The organism is Streptomyces sp. NPDC005402 (assembly GCF_040606575.1).
Classification (GTDB): domain Bacteria; phylum Actinomycetota; class Actinomycetes; order Streptomycetales; family Streptomycetaceae; genus Streptomyces.
Window position 1 is genome coordinate 29793 of sequence record NZ_JBEXFB010000043.1, and the last position, 15889, is coordinate 45681.

12 protein-coding genes and 3 pseudogenes are annotated in these 15889 nt (G+C 69.9%); 3 read left to right on the forward strand and 12 right to left on the reverse strand.

The window, feature by feature from the left end; translation table 11 throughout:
- Nucleotides 1-203: 203 nt before the first annotated feature.
- The 5 genes from ABZT02_RS43330 to ABZT02_RS43350 form a co-directional block, all read right to left on the reverse strand.
- A complete protein-coding gene (locus ABZT02_RS43330) occupies nucleotides 204-2630 on the reverse strand; it encodes a glycoside hydrolase family 2 TIM barrel-domain containing protein (protein ID WP_356028349.1) in 2427 nt (808 codons plus the stop codon).
- Nucleotides 2627-4954 carry a glycoside hydrolase family 3 N-terminal domain-containing protein gene (locus ABZT02_RS43335; protein ID WP_356028352.1) on the reverse strand — a complete coding sequence of 776 codons (2328 nt, stop codon included), beginning with the start codon at nucleotides 4952-4954 and terminating at the stop codon, nucleotides 2627-2629. The genes ABZT02_RS43330 and ABZT02_RS43335 overlap by 4 nt, the downstream gene beginning before the upstream one ends.
- Before the next feature lie 218 nt (nucleotides 4955-5172).
- Nucleotides 5173-5301, reverse strand: coding sequence for a hypothetical protein (locus tag ABZT02_RS43340; RefSeq protein WP_356028380.1), 129 nt, complete (start codon nucleotides 5299-5301; stop codon nucleotides 5173-5175).
- 27 nt (nucleotides 5302-5328) lie between these two features.
- Nucleotides 5329-6306, reverse strand: coding sequence for an alpha/beta hydrolase fold domain-containing protein (locus tag ABZT02_RS43345; RefSeq protein ID WP_356028354.1), 978 nt, complete (start codon nucleotides 6304-6306; stop codon nucleotides 5329-5331).
- 65 nt (nucleotides 6307-6371) lie between these two features.
- Nucleotides 6372-9203 carry a family 78 glycoside hydrolase catalytic domain gene (locus ABZT02_RS43350; RefSeq protein ID WP_356028357.1) on the reverse strand — a complete coding sequence of 944 codons (2832 nt, stop codon included), beginning with the start codon at nucleotides 9201-9203 and terminating at the stop codon, nucleotides 6372-6374.
- Between the two features lie 321 nt (nucleotides 9204-9524).
- Here ABZT02_RS43350 and ABZT02_RS43355 point away from each other — a divergent pair, with 321 nt between their 5' ends.
- Nucleotides 9525-10985 carry an MFS transporter gene (locus ABZT02_RS43355; protein ID WP_356028360.1) on the forward strand — a complete coding sequence of 487 codons (1461 nt, stop codon included), beginning with the start codon at nucleotides 9525-9527 and terminating at the stop codon, nucleotides 10983-10985.
- A 34-nt stretch (nucleotides 10986-11019) separates the two neighbouring features.
- Here ABZT02_RS43355 and ABZT02_RS43360 read toward each other — a convergent pair whose 3' ends face one another.
- Nucleotides 11020-11613, reverse strand: a complete 594-nt coding sequence (locus ABZT02_RS43360) for a TetR/AcrR family transcriptional regulator (protein WP_356028361.1) — start codon at nucleotides 11611-11613, stop codon at nucleotides 11020-11022.
- 239 nt (nucleotides 11614-11852) lie between these two features.
- On the opposite strand from ABZT02_RS43360, the pseudogene ABZT02_RS43365 reads away from it, so the two are divergent.
- Nucleotides 11853-12197: pseudogene (locus tag ABZT02_RS43365) on the forward strand (AraC family transcriptional regulator); the annotation flags it as partial.
- A 332-nt stretch (nucleotides 12198-12529) separates the two neighbouring features.
- On the opposite strand, the gene ABZT02_RS43370 reads toward ABZT02_RS43365, so the two are convergent.
- Nucleotides 12530-13147, reverse strand: coding sequence for a TetR family transcriptional regulator (locus tag ABZT02_RS43370; RefSeq protein WP_356028362.1), 618 nt, complete (start codon nucleotides 13145-13147; stop codon nucleotides 12530-12532).
- A gap of 124 nt (nucleotides 13148-13271) precedes the next feature.
- Here ABZT02_RS43370 and ABZT02_RS43375 point away from each other — a divergent pair, with 124 nt between their 5' ends.
- Complete coding sequence (locus ABZT02_RS43375; RefSeq protein WP_356028365.1) at nucleotides 13272-14264, forward strand: aldo/keto reductase; 993 nt, start codon at nucleotides 13272-13274, stop codon at nucleotides 14262-14264.
- 164 nt (nucleotides 14265-14428) lie between these two features.
- Here the strand turns inward: ABZT02_RS43375 and ABZT02_RS43380 are convergent.
- The 5 genes and pseudogenes from ABZT02_RS43380 to ABZT02_RS43400 all read right to left on the reverse strand — a co-directional run.
- Nucleotides 14429-14542 (reverse strand): annotated as a pseudogene (locus tag ABZT02_RS43380) (hypothetical protein); the annotation flags it as partial.
- Nucleotides 14511-14636 (reverse strand): annotated as a pseudogene (locus ABZT02_RS43385) (hypothetical protein); the annotation flags it as partial. The pseudogenes ABZT02_RS43385 and ABZT02_RS43380, both read right to left, overlap by 32 nt.
- 11 nt (nucleotides 14637-14647) lie before the next feature.
- Complete coding sequence (locus ABZT02_RS43390) at nucleotides 14648-15043, reverse strand: MmcQ/YjbR family DNA-binding protein (RefSeq protein WP_356028368.1); 396 nt, start codon at nucleotides 15041-15043, stop codon at nucleotides 14648-14650.
- Between the two features lie 151 nt (nucleotides 15044-15194).
- On the reverse strand, nucleotides 15195-15629 hold the full coding sequence (locus ABZT02_RS43395; RefSeq protein ID WP_356028371.1) for a nuclear transport factor 2 family protein: 435 nt from the start codon (nucleotides 15627-15629) through the stop codon (nucleotides 15195-15197).
- Nucleotides 15630-15685: 56 nt separating this feature from the next.
- The coding region (locus ABZT02_RS43400) for a zinc-binding dehydrogenase (RefSeq protein WP_356028374.1) at nucleotides 15686-15889 on the reverse strand (204 nt) is incomplete at its 5' end.

A 15889-nucleotide genomic window follows, 5' to 3' on the forward strand; every position in this document is an offset into this window, starting at 1 on the left:
CCTTGGGTCGGCTGCCTGCGCGGACGCGTTCGGCGTGCTGCCGGGTGGGCCGCGGCGGCGGAGTCGAAGGCGGGCCGGCCAGGCTCGCCCGTCTCCAGGAACTGGTCCCAAACGGTGGCGAGTTCCTCGCAGATCGTTTGATCGTGAGGCACGTCTGTTTCTTGCAACGGAGACGGAGCCCACGCGGACGAATCCATGATCGTTCAGCGTGCGTCGAGGGTGAGGTGTGAGACCCCGTGCAGGTGCGACGTCGCGGTGACGTGGACGCTCCCGGTCCGACCCATGGAACGCAGGACGGCGAGGGCACGACCGCGGTACGCGCGCTGAGTGGGATCGGCGAACGGACGGGTGGGGTCAGGTCTGGCGCTGCCGTACCCCACGAGCTCGGCCGGCCCCTCGACCCTGAGCTCGATGTCGTCGTCCGCGAGCATCTCCACCGTGCCGGCGCCGTCGACGATCTCGACCTCGACGAACGCGAGGTCGTCGCGGTCGGCCCTCAGTCGAGCCCGGTCCGCGGTCAGACGGACCGCGAGGTCGTCCCCCGCCGAGCGGAGCACCGTCCGGGACACCTCGTGCCCTCCTCGGTAACCAACCGCGACGAGCTCGCCGGCGGCGTACGTGGTGATGAACCGAGCGGTGTAGCGACGTCGTTGCCCGGCCCTGCGACGGCCGGCGGAACGCCCGTTGACGAACAGCTCCACCTCGTCGTCCGCGGAGTAGACCTCGATCTCGGCCTTGCGGCCCGCGCACCCGCGCCAGGCCCAGCTCTCGACAGCGTCGGTGCTGCGCCACGCGACCCGTGCGACCGGTTGTCCCGCCTGGTCGAGGGGCCGCACGCCGATCGCCGGCCCGGGGCGCGTTCCCCAGGCCACCTGCCCGAGGCGCAGCGAGAAGTCCGGCTGGCCGGTCAGGTCGATGACCCCGGGCCCGGCGAGGAGGTAGGGGTACGGCTTGACCAGCCCGGTCCTGCGGCCGGGCGCCCACACCCCGACCCCGGACTCTCCCAGGTACTCCCAGCCGACCCAGATGAAGTCGCCGATGACGGACGGGTACTGCGTGACGAGGTCCCACGCACGGGCGATGTCTCCTGGCAGGGTCTCGCTGCCGACGATCACGCGGTCGGGGTGGGCCTTCACATCGTGCTTGTACCGCGCCAGCCCGTAGTTGTAGCCGGCGATGTCCACCTCGGCGAACGCGTCGCGTGTCGCACGATCGGCGATGGGGAGCCGCGAGACGACGTCCATCATGCGCCCGATCTGGTTGACCAAGCGATTGGCTTCCGTGCTGCCGGGCCCCTGCTTGTTGTGTCGAGGCCCGTCCGGCGTGTCGGAAGTACCCGCGTACGGGGACCTGTTCATCGACGACAGGACGTTGAGGAAGATGTTGAGGGCCACCGTGACCGGGCGGTCCGGGTCTGCCGCCTTGACGTACGCGGCGATCTCACGGGTGAGCGCGACGCCGTCGGGGTGCGCGGTCTCGGGTATCTCGTTGCCGATCGAGTAGATGATGACGGAGGGCCGGTTTCGATCCTTCTCGATCATGCGGTCGGCATCCTCGCGCCAGGTGTCCAGGAACCTGTGCGAGAAGTCGTGCGTGGACTTGGACTGGATCCAGTAGTCGGCGAGTTCGTCCATCACGTACATGCCCAGCTCGTCACACGCGTCGAGCAGGTGACGTGACATCGGGTGGTGCGCCGACCGGACGGCGTTGAAGCCGCTCTCCTTGAGGATGCGGATGCGCCGGAACTCCGCGGCCCGGTGGGTGGCGGCGCCCAGGATGCCGTTGTCGTGGTGGATGCATGCGCCGCGCAGGTTGACCTTCTGCTTGTTGATCCGCAGGCCGTGGCGGGCGTCGACGTGCACCGTGCGTAGCCCCACGAGCTCGCGACGGGTGTCGACGACGGCACCGTTGTGCTCGACCGTCGTGACGAGCTGGTAGCGGAACGGGTCCTCGGCGGACCACAGGCGGGCCCCGGGCACGTGCAGGTGCGCGATCCCGTCGTCGGCCGCCACGGCCTGCGCCACGGCCCCTGCCTCGGAGTGCAGTACGGTGCGGACGTGCACGGGCCCGTCGCTGTCGTTCACGACTGCGGTCCGGACCTCGACGACCGCGTCGGAGCCGTGGAGCGTCGTACGCACGCCGACACCGTCATCCTGAAGGCGCACACGACTGCGAATCCGCAGGGACACCGACCGGTACAGGCCGGAGCCGGGGTACCACCGGCCTGCGGGCTGCGCGCTGTTGTCGACGTCGACCGCGATCTCGTTCTCGTCGTCCCAGTTCAGGACGGAGTCGATACGGAAGCCGAACTCGGTGTACCCGCTGCGCACGGTCCCGACCGGGTGGCCGTTCACGGTCACGACCGACTCGCCCTGGATGCCGTCGAAGCGGAGCTGGACGTCTCGACCGCGGTACGCGGGGTCGGCGTACCAGCGCGTGCGATAGGTGTACCGACCCCCCGGGAACCATCCGGTGTCGGACCTGCCGGAGGCGTCGGACGACCGAGGTTCGGTGATCATCGCGTCGTGCGGGAGGCGTACGGCGGTCTCTTCGGCACTGCCCGGGCGACGCATGGTCCAGTCACGAAGGTCGACGCGGTCTGCGTCGAGTTGCACGTCGGTCCCGGTCATCCGGTCACCTCCAGGGTGGTGGTGAGCTCGGCGGTGGAGCTGCCGCCGACCCAGAGGTCGAGGAGGGTGGTGTCGAGCTGGTACGTGCGGGTCGCGGCGCTCCAGTACCGGAGCTGGTCGGGGCCGAGCTCGAAGCGCACGGTGGTGGTGGTGCCCGCGGGGACCGGGACTCGCTCGAAGCCCTTGAGCTCCCGCACGGGCCGCGACGACGACCCGTAGCGCTGGTGGACGTACAGCTGCACGACCTCGTCGGCGTCGCGCTCAGAGGTGTTGGTGACGTCGACCGACACGGTTGCGGTGTCCTGGCGGGCCTTGGACGTCCGGTCGATCCGGAGGTTGGTGTACGTGAAGGTGGCGTAGGACAGGCCGTGGCCGAACGGGTAAAGGGGCGCCCCGTGGTCCTGGAAGTACCGGGCGTGCTGCTCCTGCGGCGTGAAGGTCCGGTAGTGGGAGTACACGAGCGGCACCTGGCCGACGTGGCGGGGCCATGTGAAGGGCAGCCGGCCGGCGGGCGATACGTCACCCACCAGCACGGAGGCGACCGCTTCGCCCCCACGTGTTCCCGGGTACCACGCCTGCACGATGGCGGGGACGTGCTCGTGCGCCCACCGCAGGTCCAGGGGACGGCCCGACAGCACGACCAGGACCACGGGCGTGCCGGTCGCGGCGACGCGCTGCAGCTGCTCGAGCTGACGGCCGGGGAGGTCGAGCGTGGAGGTCGACGCCTTCTCGCCGATCTGGTTCTGCGGCTGCCCGACGACCACGATCGCGACGTCGGCGTCCTGGGCGGCGGCGACGGCGCGCTCGATCTCGGCGTCCTCGTCCAAGTCGGCCGGGGTCGGGACGACCGAGGGGTCCAGTACGTCGAACGGCGACGGGTGCAGCCGCTCGGGGGCACCCGCCCCGGCCGCGTACTCGACCAGGATGCCGTCCCCGAGCCGGGCACGCAGCCCGTCGAGGATCGAGACGGTCTCGGAGGTGTCGTGGGCGAACACCCAGGGCCCGAGCGTGTCGCGCCGGGAGTCGGCGAGCCGGCCGACGACGGCGACGCTGGCGAGCCGCTCCGGCCGTAGCGGCAGCGTGGCCGCGTCGTTCTTGAGGAGTACGAGGCTGCGCTCGGCCGCATCCCGGGCGGCATCACGGTGCGCCGCGGCGGACAGGGCCGCGGGTGCCGCGTCCTCGTCGGTGTAAGGGCTCTCGAACAGACCGAGCCGGAACTTCGCCGCGAGCACCCGCGACACGGCGGTGTCCAGTGTCTGCTCGCTGACGAGCCCGTCGAGTACCGCCTGCGGGAGGTGGTCGAACGCCGGGGTGAAGGTGCACATCTCCATGTCGAGGCCCGCGTTCAGCGCCCGCACGGCGGCATCCTGCTGGCCCTTCGCGAAGTGCTGCGTCTGAAGCGACTGCACGGCGTTGGCGTCCGAGACGACCCAGCCGTCAAAGTGCAGTTCGTCGCGCAGCAGGTCGCTCAGCAGCCACCGGTTCGCGGAGGCCGGCACGCCGTTGAGGTCCATATAGGCGCTCATGACGTTGGCGGCGCCCGCCTCGATCGCGGCTCGGAAGGGCGGCAGGTACACGTTGCGCAACTCGGCGTCGGAGATGTCGGCGTCGTCGTAGTCGCGCCCGCCGCGGGCGGCGCCGTACCCCAGGAAGTGCTTCGCACCGGCAAGGACGCTCTCGGCCCCGAGGTCGCCCTGGAACCCGCGGACCTGCGCCGCGGCCATGGCCGCGCCGAGCACCGGGTCCTCCCCGGATCCCTCGACGATGCGGCCCCAGCGAGGGTCGGGGGCGATGTCGATCATGGGTGCGAACGTCCAGCGGATCCCCGCCGCGCGCGCCTCGCGGGCCGCGACGGCCTGCGCGGCCTCGGCGGTGTCCGGGTCCCAGGTCGCGGCCATCGCGATCGGCACGGGAAAGATCGTGCGCAGCCCGTGGACCACGTCGTAGCCGAACAGCAGCGGGATGCCAAGGCGGCTGTCCTCGATGGCGCGGCGCTGCAGTCGGTTGCCCAGGGAGGGGTCCTTGACGAACAACAGCGACCCGGCGCCGCCACGGGAGACCGCGGCCTCGACGTCGTGGGGCTGCTGGACGAAGGCACGGTGTTCGGGCGGCAGGGACTCGATGTCGAAGTTGTCGGGGATCGGCTCGCCGGTGCCCATGTAGAAGAACTGGGTGAGCTGGCCGGCCTTCTCCTCCAGGGTCATGCGGGCCAGCAGATCGGCGACCCGGTCCTCGACGGGCAGGTCGGCGTCGCGGTAGCGCTCCTCGCGGTCCGTCTCCGGGGCGCCGGCGTCGTTCGGGATCGTGTGGGGAGCGGTTTTCATGGGGAATTCTCCTTCGTTGCTCTACGCGCGACGTCCACATGGAGCGGCCGCAGGGTCTGAACCCAGCCGCGGTGACCGGGTTCGTTCAGGTGAAGGTCGTCGTGGGGGTACTGGCCGCGCAGACCGCCGCGATGGCCCGGAAGGACCGGTCGCAGGTCCGTTCGCTCGGCCCCGGACCGGTCGACGATCTGGCTTACCGCGGCGTTGAGTTGGCACCTCTATGCAGCCTTGAGCGGGCGAAAGCGCAGTCGGCCGATGGGCGGAGCGGCGAGGGGGATGCCGGTGAAGACTCCGCCTGCATTGCCCCACCGGGTTCCTCGTATTGACCCATGCCTCGTGCGGGCTATGGGGAACTGGGCGAATTCACTGTTCCGTCACACCTCAGCCTGTTCCTGGGAGGCCCCCATCAGGGCGAGGATCGCCGGGTCGTCCATCAGAGCCGGGCCGTCCACGAAACGGCCCGCGTCCACGCGGCGGACGAACTTGGCGGTGCGGTCGAGGGCTTCGAGCGATTCGGGCAGCATGGAGCCGAAGACGGGCCAGGCATGGTGCATGTACGGCCAGAGTTCCAGCATCGTCTCCACGCCGCAGGCGGCGGCGCGTGCGGCCAGCGCGACCGAGTCGTCACGCAGCAACTCGGAACCTGAGGCCAGAATCATCAGCGGGGGCAGACCGGTGAGGTTGGCACGTGCGGGAGAAGCCTGCGGGTCCTCGGGGCTGCTGCCGGCGAGATAGTCCGCGGCCATGCGCGGGCCGAGCCAGGGGGTGATCATGGCGTCGGTGGCGGCGTTCTCAACCCAGCTGCCTGATGCCAGGTTTTCCGCGCGCAGATCGAACACGCCGGACCAGAGCACGCCGGCCAGAGGCGTGCCGTCGCCTGCGTCGCGGCGGCGCAGCAGGAGCCCGGCGGCAAGACCGGCTCCCGCCGACTCGCCGACCACGACGATCCGGGCCTCCGGGTAGGCGGCACGGACGGCTCCGTAGGCACACTCGCAGTCGTCGAGCCCATCGGGGAAAGGGTCTTCAGGCGCGAGCCGGTACTCGGGCACCACGGCTCGGATGTTCAGGCGCACTGCCAGGAGCCCGGCCGCAGCCCGCGCCTGGGTGGCGGTGCCGGTGCGGAAGCCGCCGCCGTGGACGTAGAGGATGACCAGGTCGTCACGCGGCTGTGGTGGGCTGAAAAGCAGTGCCCCCGCCAGGCCGGGGAACGTTTCCTCGACCACACCGTCCGGGACGGGGGTCATCGCCGCAAAGCGGACTGCGTTCTCGCGTTCCTGGGCAAGCGTGGGTTGCGCGGCGGCTCGACCGGCTGTGACCAGTTCGGAAAGCCACTCGTGGGTCTTGCTGGGCATGGGGCCTCCAAGTCGTCGGAGAAAGGAGTGCAGTGGGCGGGAAGCAACTCCCGCCTGACGGCCCGTCAACCAGTAGTCCGTGCTCCGGCGTTGAAGGCGGAGTACTGCTCCTCAAGATCGAGGAGGAACTCGGGGCCGCCAGGCACCATGGCGGCCGCGTTGCGGATCGTCGTCTCGCCGGACTCGGTGTCGGATTGGTCGATGTATGCCGCTGCCTCGGGGAAGTAGCGCACCAGGGTGTCCGTGAAGATCTTCATGGCCCCCGGCCGGTCCATCAGCTCACCGAGCGTGGTGTCCAGGGTGATCGGGCCGCTGGGTGGTGCCGTTGCCGGCAGGTGGACGGTCCAGGTATGACGACCGGCGGTCACGTCGAACGGCGAGCCGGCCGGGCCCGGCAGGTCGACCACTGCGGTGGCGTTGGGCGGGACGAGCGCGGTGATGTGAAGCTCCTCGCCGTCCAGACGCCAGGCGATCTCCGCGCGGCCGTACGGGGTGAGCAGCGCCGCCTGCGCGCGGTCCAGCCCGCCGCCGGGGCGGGGTGCCAGGCGCAGCTTCCGGTAGCCGGGCTCGGCTGGGGCCAGGCCGGCGACGGTGCGGTGCAGCCAGTCGGCGACGGCGCCGAGCGCGTAGTGGTTGAACGAGGTCATGCCGCTGGGGTTGACCTTGCCGTCGGGCAGCAGGCTGTCCCACCGCTCCCAGATGGTGGTCGCGCCCTGGGTGACGGGGTAGAGCCAGGACGGCTGCTCGGTCTGCATCAGCAGTCGGTAGGCCGCGTCCAGGTGACCGGTCTCGGCGAGGGCGTCGCAGATCAGCGGCGTGCCGACGAAACCGGTGCTGATCCTGTAGCCGCCGGCGCGGACCAGGCCGGCCAGCCGCTTGCCGGCGTGCGCGCGCTGGGCCCGGTCGGGCAGCAGCGCGAACTGGAGCGCCAGCGCGTATGCGGTCGGGGCGTCCGCCATCAGCCGGCCCGTGCCGGTGACGTACTCGGAGGCGAACGCCTGACGGACCTGGGCGGTGAGCGCGCCGTAGCGGACGGCGTCCGCCTCGCGGCCGAGCAGCTGCGCCGCTTGGGCGACGATCTCGGCAGAGCGGGCGAAGTAGGCGGTGGCGACGATCTCGCCGGGGGTGCGTGCCTGATCCGGGCGCCCTGCCGGGGCGTTCGGGTCCAGCCAGTCGCCGAACTGGAAGCCGCTGTCCCACAGACGTGACTCCCCGGCCAGCGAGGCGACGTGGTCGACCCAGCCGCGCATGCTCTCGAACTGGGCCGCGAGCACGCCGAGGTCGCCGTAGGCGTGGTAGAGCACCCAGGGCACGATCGTGGCGGCGTCGCCCCACGCGGCGGTCGGGGTCTCGGCGCTGTCGACGCATTTCGGTACGACGAAGGGGACCCCTCCGTTCTCCCCCTGGTCGGCGGCGAGGTCGGCGAGCCATGAGGTGAGGAAGCCGGCGCTGTCGTACAGGTAGGCGGCGGTGGGGGCGAAGACCTGGATGTCGCCGGTCCAGCCCAGGCGCTCGTCGCGTTGCGGGCAGTCGGTCGGGACGTCGAGGAAGTTGCCGCGCATGCCCCAGACCACGTTCTGGTGCAGCCGGTTGAGCAGCTCGTCGGAGCTTTCGAAGGTGCCGGTGCGCTCCAGATCGGAGTGGATCACCACGGCACGCAGGTCCTCGGGCTTCAGTTCGCCCGGCCAGCCGGTGACCTCGGCGTAGCGGAAGCCGTGGAAGGTGAACCGCGGCTCGAAGGTCTCCGGACCGCCGCCGCGCAGGATGTAGCGGTCGGTGGCCTGCGCACTGCGCAGCGGTGCGATGGCGAGTTCGCCGTCCTCCAGCACCTCGGCGTGGCGCAGCACGATCTCCTGCCCGGCCTCACCGGTCACCGTCAGGCGCAGACGGCCGACGAGGTTCTGGCCGAAGTCGACGATCGTCCGGCCCGAAGGTGAGGTCGTGATGGCCGTCGGTGCCAGCTCCTCGATCCGGCGCACTGGCGGGCCCACGGGGGCGACGAGCGTCGCCGGGTCGCGCTCCTCGACGCGCACGCCCCGCCAGTCGGTGGGCTCGACGCGGGCGTCGTGGGTCTCGCCGTCGTAGAGGCTGCTGCGGCGGATCGGGCCCTGGGCGGCCTGCCAGCGGCCGTCCGAGTCGGTGGTCACGGTGTCGGTGCTGCCGTCGGTGTAGCGGATCTCCAGCTGGGCCAGCCAGGCCAGCCGGTCGCCGTAGACGGCGCGCTTGTCGCCGGTGAAGCCGAGGCGGCCGCGGTACCAGCCGTCCGCGAGGAGAGCGGTCAGGTTGTTCTCGCCGTCCTGCAGGAGGGCTGTCACGTCGTAGGTCTGGTAGCGCAGGCGCTTGCCGTAGGTGGTCCAGCCGGGGGCGAGGACGTGGTCGCCGACCGGGGAGCCATTGAGCTCCGCCTCGTAGACGCCGTGCGCGGTCGCATAGAGGCGGGCGCCTGCGACGCCGGGGCGGATCGTGAAGGCGCAGCGCAGGTGGGTGGCCGGCTGGTCCTGCTGGGCGTCCTCGTCCCAGTCGGCACTCACGAAGCGGGCCTGCCAGTCGTCGGGGTGCAGCAGTCCGGTCTCGGCGAAGGCCGGTTCACTCCAGTGCGACCAGGCTCCGTCCGTGCCCCGGACACGCACCCGCACGCCCACGCGCTCTCGCGAACCGAGGGCGTCGAAAGGCCAGGCGACCAGGACCGACTCGTCGTGTTCGGCCTCGGCCGTGGCGACCACGTCGCCCTGTGCGGCCAGTCGCTGGATCGCATAGGCCGTCTGCCGCCAGCCGGGCAGCTCGGTCTGGGTGGTCCACGACAGGCGGGGGCGGGATTCACCGATGCCGAGCGGCTCGCGGTGGTGCTCGAACCGCAGGCGCGCGACCGCAGGGGCGGGGGATAGGGCTTCAGGCACGGCGTCTGTTCCTTGCTGTCGGGGCTGTGCGCGGGCGTCGTACGCCTGTTGCGGCGATCACGATGACGACTAGAGGAATGGAACGTTTCAATCCCCGGTGGTGGCTCTCGGCGCACCGGTGAGATTCCTTGGCGGCAACCCTAGCGCCGAATCCCAAACAGAGCTAGGTTTCTGCTCCGTTAACCCAGCGCAACGCGCCATGACCGTCCAATATCCCGCCCGCTCCGGGATCTGGGGGAGGGGCGTCGGCCGACTGAATGGGTTCAACGCCCTACTGTTGCTCCGTCGACCGGAGCCCATCCATCGAGAGGGCACACCGCCGTGACATCCTCACTCACCCCCGCCGCGCCTGCGGCCGAGGCCGAAGCCATGAACCCCGTCCGCGGCGCGCGCTTCGCGCTCATCGCGCTCGCACTGCTGTGGCCCACTCAACTGCTCACCCTCGTCGGCATGCTGACGGGCAACGCGCAGGCGTCCGTGGCCGTCCACTTCCAGACCACTCACATCGCCTGGTTCATCCTGTCCACGGCGCTGGTCTCCACCCTGCTGACACCGTTTGTGATCAAGGCCGCCGACCTCTACGGCAAGCGCCAGGTGATGATCGCCATCACCCTGACCGGCCTGGTCGGCGACATCATCGCCGCCTCCGCGGGCAACTACTCCATGATGCTGATCGGCCGCAGCATCGCCGGCTTCTACGGGCCGATCGGCGCTCTCACCTACGCCACCGTCCGCGAGATCCTCCCGCCGAAGCAGGCCGCCACGGCCAGCGGCATTGTCGGCAGTGGTGTCGCCTTCGTCGCCATCGGCGGCCCGTTCCTGACCGGCTGGGTCCTGGACGACTACGGCTTCCGCGGGGTCCTGTGGTCCATCGTCGCGGCCACCGCCATCGGCCTGCTGCTGATCCTGTTCGCCGTGCCGAAGACCCACTACCGCGACCCCTCCGCCCGGATGGACTGGATCGGCGGCCTGCTGCTCGGCGGCGGACTGACCGCGCTCACCTACGGCATCGGCCAGGGGACGGACTGGGGCTGGACCTCCGCCGGCACGCTCGGCTGCGTCATCGGCGGTCTCGCCGCCATCGCCCTGTTCGTGGTCTCCCAGAAGCGCATCGCCCAGCCGCTTGTCCACCTGGCCATGCTGGGCCGTCGCAAGGTGTGGACCGTCATACTGGCCACCGCTCTCACCGGCGGAGCGCTCTTCGGCACCGGCATCATCGCCTCGCTGCTGGTGCTCTACCCGAAGATTCCGACCATCTCCGACGGCCTCGGCATGACCGCCACCCACTCGGCGGTGATCGGCCTGCCGGCGAGCCTGCTGATCCTCGCGGTCGGCTTCGGCACAGGGGTGCTGCTGCGCAAGGTCGACGCGCGCCTCCCGCTGATCCTCGGCGGTCTGATCTCCACCGTCGGCTACCTGGCTCAGGCGGCCTACCACTACACCAACGCCGAGCTCATCTGGTGGGGCAACCTCTTCTCGATCGGCTTCGGCATGATCGTCGCGGTGATCCCGATCCTGATCATGCGGGCGGTCTCAGCGGAGGAGCAGGCCATCGCCAGCGGCATTCAATGGATGTCGATCGGCGTCGTCACCACACTGGTCACCACACTGACGTACGTCATCCTGGCCCGCGACGGCAAGGTGCTCCAGGGAACCCAGTTCTACCTGGACCAGGGCTACAAGAACGCCTTCTACTTCGCCGCGGGCACGGTGTTCCTCGGCACGCTCGCGGGCCTGCTGATCCCGCGCCTCGAGCCCGCCGCGGATGTGGAGGCGGCCTGAGCGCGAACGGGTGCGTGATGTCCGGCGCCGGACATCACGCACCCGGCGGCCGGCACAGGCGGTTGAAGGCGTCGATCGCGGCCACCATGTCGATGCGCTGGTCCAGCAGCCACTGCTGCTGCAGGCCGTCGGAGACGGCGATCAGAAGCTGCGCCAGCTGCTCTGCCGGGATGTCGGCGCGCACGCTCCCGTCGGCCTGACCCTGGCGCAGTCCGTCCTCGACGGTGTCGCGCAGGCGGGTGTAGCGCTCGGCGAAGAAGCCGTGCGCAGGATGCTCCGGATCGGTCGCATCGGCTGACAGGTTCACGAACAGGCTGACCAGGCCCGGCGAACGGGTGTTGTGCTCCGCAGTTCGGGCCATCGCATCACCCGGGCTGACTGCCGTGCTCGTGTGCTCCGCCGCGTCCGCTGTGTCGCGCTCGGCAAGTACCGCCGTCAGCAGCTCCTCGCGGGAGCCGAAGTAGTGCAGCACCCCGGCCTGCGACATGCCGACCCGGTCGGCGATCTCCCGCAGCGACGACCCCCGGTCCCCACGCTCGGCGAACACCTCCAGCGCGGCGCGCAAGATCTGCGCCCGGCGCTCAAGTCCCTTGCGATAAGGCCCTCTCGGCCTGCGTGCGGTGGTCACGGTCGGACCGTACCGCGCTTGGGGTCCTCCATGAAAACCGAGTGGCGTTGGCCGTTTACTGTCCGCCCTCAACTTCGAGAGCTCACACCTGCCAACGTCGCCGCTGGTGGAAGTGCTCTCGCAGTCGGCCGGCGGCGAGGAATCTGGTCCTGGGCCGGGCGGGGTTCTGGCCCAGACGGACCGGACGGCCGTAGCGACCCCCCGGTCTTCGTCGACCAGGCCCGGCCAGCAGGGTGATCAGCGGCACCGGCCGCGCCGACAGGTACAGGCGTTTCCTGGACGCCCTGGAGCTGCACTTTCGCGAACTGCACCAAGCCGCGGACTACGCCGAGTTGCTCGGCTGCTCAATCCGCACCCTCAGCCGCGCCGCCCGGGACACCACCGGCAAGCCAGTACGCGAACTCATCGATGAGGGGCGCCTGTTGGAAGCCCGGCGCCTGCTGGGAGCTGCCCGGTGGGATGCCCGCGCTGTGGCCGTCCACCTCGGCTTCACCGACCCCGCGAACTTCGGCCGCTTCTTCCGCGACCGCACCGGCCTCACCCCGGCCCCCTTCGCCGCCCGCGCAGCGAGGACCCACGCGTGACGGAAACGCGGCGGAGGCCTCGTGCCCATCGGAGGCGATGACCCCGTCGCGATCTGCGTGAACGCCCGTTGGGAGCACTGGTGAAGTGTCGGCGTTCGAGAGCTGCAGTATTCGCCCGCAGGGCGAGTGGCGAGTCGGCACCCGCCTTGTTCCAGTCGATCCGCCCGGCGGTGCCGGCCCGGACGGCTTGCAGGATCCCTGTCTGCACCCGGAAGAGAACTGCGTCGATCGCTCTCCGGTGAACAGCCCACCCTCTCCACGGAGCCTGCTTAGGGCAGATGCGGGCGCCGTTCGGGGAATGTTCGCGCAGGGCTGCCGCCGGTCCAGGGACCTCAGCTCGCTCGGGGGAAAAGCTGCTCGACAGCGGTCACCACCGCGGCGCGGCGGGCGGCGGTGGTGGGGTCCACGGCGTGTGCGGCGGCGGCCTCGCTGAGTTCGGGTTGTGACGCCCAGGTCATGGCGATCTGATTGACCAGGGCGAGGACGTCGGCCGGGTCCCAGGCGGGGTCGAGCTGTCCGGCCTGTTGCACCTGGCGGAGCTGGTCGATTTTGCGGGCGAGCACTGCCTGGGCGGGATCGTCGGCAACGGCTGCGGTGCCCGGCAGTTCGAGGCGGCCCCAGGCGATCAGGCGGTAGTGGTCTGGACGGGCGACAAAGTAGTCGAACAGGCGGCCCGCGTAGGCAGGGAGGTCGCACGGGTCCAGCTGGGTGGCCTCGGCGATGACGACGTACTCCCGTGCGGCGACGTCGGCATAGAGCGCGTCTTTGCTGCGGAAGTAGGCGTAAACGCGTTCTTTGCTGGTCCTGGCGAGCTTGGCGATGCGGTCCACGCGGGCGCCGGCGATGCCGTGGCGGGCGAACTCCTCCATGGCAGCGGTAAGGACGCGCTCGCGCGTGGTGTCGCCGGCGGCGGGCGCTGCGGTCCGGCCGGAGTCGCGGGACTGGGACATGGCCCCAGAATAAAGCACCGAACCGTTTGGTTTGGCATCGCGGCTCACCGGGCGTACAGTCAAACTGAACAGTTCGGTTTGACCTCTGCGGGTGAAGCCGGCGAACCACTCAGGGAGTGAACTCATGCAGCACCGCAATCTGGGCTCTCAGGGTCTGCGCGTCTCGGCACTCGGCCTGGGGACAATGGGCATGTCCATGGCTTACGGCGCCTCGAACGACGACGAGGGCATCGCGACCATCCGCCGCGCCCACGAACTCGGAATCGACTTCTTCGACACCGCCGAGCTGTACGGAGCCGGTACCGGCAGCAACGAGATCCTTTTGGGCAAGGCGGTCAAAGACTTCCGCGACGAGGTCGTCCTTGCCACCAAGTTCGGCTTCGACATGACTGCCCCGGCGATCAGCCCCGCTTTCGACAGCCGTCCGGAAAACATCCGCAAGGTCGCCGAGAACAGCCTGCGCTACCTGCAGAGCGACCACATCGACCTCTTCTACCAGCACATTTCCGACCCCGACGTTCCGGTCGAGGAGGTCGCCGGCGTGGTCGGCGAACTGATCGCCGAAGGCAAGGTGAAGTACTTCGGCCTGAGCAACGTCGGCCCCCAGTACATCCGCCGCGCCCACGCCGTCACCCCGGTCTCCGTGCTCCAGTACGAGTACTCGCTCTTCGAGCGGGAGGTCGAGGAGGAGATCCTTCCCGTCTTGCGGGCACTCGGCATCGGCCTGGTGCCCTACTCCCCGCTCGGCCGCGGCTTCCTCACCGGCCAGGTCAAGCCCGCCAGCGAATACCCCGCGGACGACATGCGCAGCTGGGACGAGCGCTGGCAGGGCGAGAACTACACGTACAACCTGCACGCCACCGAACAGCTCAAGGATCTGGCCGGCACCAGGGGCATCACCACCGCTCAACTCGCGCTGGCCTGGCTGCTCGCCCAGGGCGAGGACGTCGCGCCCATTCCCGGCACCCGCAGCACCAAGCGCATCGAGGAGAACGCCGGCGCCGCCGACGTCCAGCTCTCCGCCGCCGCTCTGGCCCGCATCACTGAGATCCTTCCCCACGGCTCGGCAGGCAGCCGCCTCCCGGCCGCCGTACTGTCCAGCTTCACGACAGACTGACCGCGCCGACACAGGGGATGTGGGCCGTGGGCGGCTGATCCTGGCTCAGCCGGAGTCCGGGTGGCGCCGCTGGGCACGCAGCCGGGCCCAGTGCTTGAGGCGGCGCCGACCTCGGCCTCATGGCCGTGCTCGGTGGGCCGGTAGGAGGTGTCGCGGTCCATGTCCTCGGGGAAGTATTCGGCGCCGGAGAAGCCGTCGGGGGCGTCCGGGTCGTACTGGTAGCCCTTGCCGTAGCCCCTCGGGCGAGCCGAGCCGCTCGTACACGTCCCACGCGGCAAGGGCCTGCTGGACGGCGCTCGGGTCGGCCATGCCGACGTCCTCGCCTGCGAAGCGGACCAGGCGGCGGGCGATGAACAGCGGCTGCGGCCACACCCCGGTAAGGGTCAGCGCGGGGCCCGGTCCCCCCGGGCGTACGTTGCCGGGTCCACCGGCTGCTGTGCTTTCGGTAGCCCCGCGACCACCAGCCGGTAGGAGTCGGTCACCAATTCCTGCACCAGGCCGCGGTCGAGGGAGTCGCCGCCGTGCAGGGTGATCCAGTGTCGCTTGTTCATGTGGTAGCCGGGGGTGATCTCGGCGTGCTGCTCGCGCAGCGCCGCCGCCTCGTCGGGGGCGGCCTTGAGGATCACCAACGGTTCCCCGGTGACGTCGGTCATCAGCATGAAGACCTTGCCGCGCACCTTGTGCACGTCCCACTCCTCACCGAAGGGATGCTCCAGTGCGGTGCCGGGCAGGCCCTCGGCACACTCGGCGGCCATCTGCTGCAGCTTCTTACCGTTCATGACGTTCAGCTCCTTGCTCCGCGTACGACGGGACTCCACCATCGGCAGGCCGCCTGTTCCGTTTCCCAGCCCCGCTTTCGCAGGCGCTCACACGAGGATTTCCGCTGCTTGCCGCGTAGGGGCACATCCGCGCTCTGGCGGCACCTGCCGGTCAGGAGGCGACTTTCTCCGTCACGGTCTGGGAGAACGCCCAGTTGGAGTGCACGATGCGCCACTGACCGTCGATCAGGCGGTAGCCCTGGGTGACGTTCCAGGCGTCGGGCTGTTTCTCCTTGCCGTCCTCGTCGAGAACGAAGGTCTTCAAGTTGTAGCCCAGGACGGCGAAGTCGCCGCTGTCACTGACGTGGACCTGCGGATTGAGGTACTCGCTGCGCACGATATGCGGGTTGGAATAGATCGAGTCGATCCACTCGACGACCTTGTCCCGCCCGACCACGAAGTCCTCCAGGAGCGACGAATCGAAGTAGCTGACCTCCTGCGCGAACCCGTCGAGGTAGCCGCGGTTGTCGCCGGCGCTCCACCGCTCGTTGAAGGACTTCTCCAACTCGATGATGGTCTTGCTGATCTCTTCCTTGCTGAGGCTCATCCCATGTCCCTTTCACAGGTGCTGTCGCTGACCTTGTCGCGTCCCGCGATCAGGTTTCAGTCGTCCAGGACGACGACGTGCTTGCCCGGCGTGCCGCGGGATACGAGGTCGGCCTGGGCGTCACGGACCTGTTCCAGGCCGTGGTAGACCTTCGCGACCGGGACGTTGAGGCGTCCTTCGGCGATGGTCTGGAGCTGGTGGGCGAGGACGTCGGCCGGGAAGTCGGCGGCCTCACCCACGTAGCTGGTCAGCCGCACCCC